Annotated in this window: 1 tRNA gene and 2 rRNA genes; all 3 read right to left on the reverse strand. The window is 49.0% G+C overall.

Features of this window, described 5'->3' with window-relative positions:
• Positions 1 to 341: ribosomal RNA gene (locus tag K1I56_RS09920) — 23S ribosomal RNA — on the reverse strand; the annotation flags it as partial.
• 123 nt (positions 342 to 464) lie between these two features.
• Positions 465 to 537 (reverse strand) — tRNA-Ala (locus K1I56_RS09925).
• A gap of 52 nt (positions 538 to 589) precedes the next feature.
• Positions 590 to 1,000: ribosomal RNA gene (locus tag K1I56_RS09930) — 16S ribosomal RNA — on the reverse strand; the annotation flags it as partial.

Consider the following 1,000-nt stretch of genomic DNA (forward strand, 5'->3'; position numbering starts at 1 on the left):
CTTCCCATGTCATTCTTCTATAATCTTTAAGTCCACATTGCAGTCCTACAACCCCGAAGAGTAAACTCTTCGGTTTGCCCTCCTGCCGTTTCGCTCGCCGCTACTCAGGCAATCGCTTTTGCTTTCTCTTCCTGCAGCTACTTAGATGTTTCAGTTCACTGCGTCTTCCTCTACCTATCCTTAACAGATAGGAGTACTAGCCATCAGCTAGTGGGTTCCCCCATTCGGACATCTCTGGATCGTCGCTTACTTACAGCTCCCCAAAGCATTTCGTCGTTTGTCACGTCCTTCTTCGGCTTCTAGTGCCAAGGCATCCACCGTGCGCCCTTATTAACTTAACCTTATTTTTGGTCTTTCGACCTAAACTCTTTAAATATTTACAGCGTTTCGGTTTATTTTCTTGTTACTATTTGATATAGATATTCAATTTTCAATGTTCAATCTTAACACTACTATAGTGTTAATGGAGCCTAGCGGGATCGAACCGCTGACCTCCTGCGTGCAAAGCAGGCGCTCTCCCAGCTGAGCTAAGGCCCCACAAGACCTCTCAAAACTAAACAAGACCAACGTACAGGTTCCTTTTCCTTAGAAAGGAGGTGATCCAGCCGCACCTTCCGATACGGCTACCTTGTTACGACTTCACCCCAATCATCTATCCCACCTTAGGCGGCTGGCTCCAAATGGTTACCTCACCGACTTCGGGTGTTACAAACTCTCGTGGTGTGACGGGCGGTGTGTACAAGGCCCGGGAACGTATTCACCGCGGCGTGCTGATCCGCGATTACTAGCGATTCCGACTTCATGTAGGCGAGTTGCAGCCTACAATCCGAACTGAGACTGGCTTTAAGAGATTAGCTTGCCGTCACCGACTCGCGACTCGTTGTACCAGCCATTGTAGCACGTGTGTAGCCCAGGTCATAAGGGGCATGATGATTTGACGTCATCCCCACCTTCCTCCGGTTTATTACCGGCAGTCTCGCTAGAGTGCCCAACTGAATGA

The sequence above is a fragment of the Streptococcus parasanguinis genome (genome assembly GCF_019929185.1).
Lineage (GTDB): Bacteria > Bacillota > Bacilli > Lactobacillales > Streptococcaceae > Streptococcus > Streptococcus parasanguinis_O.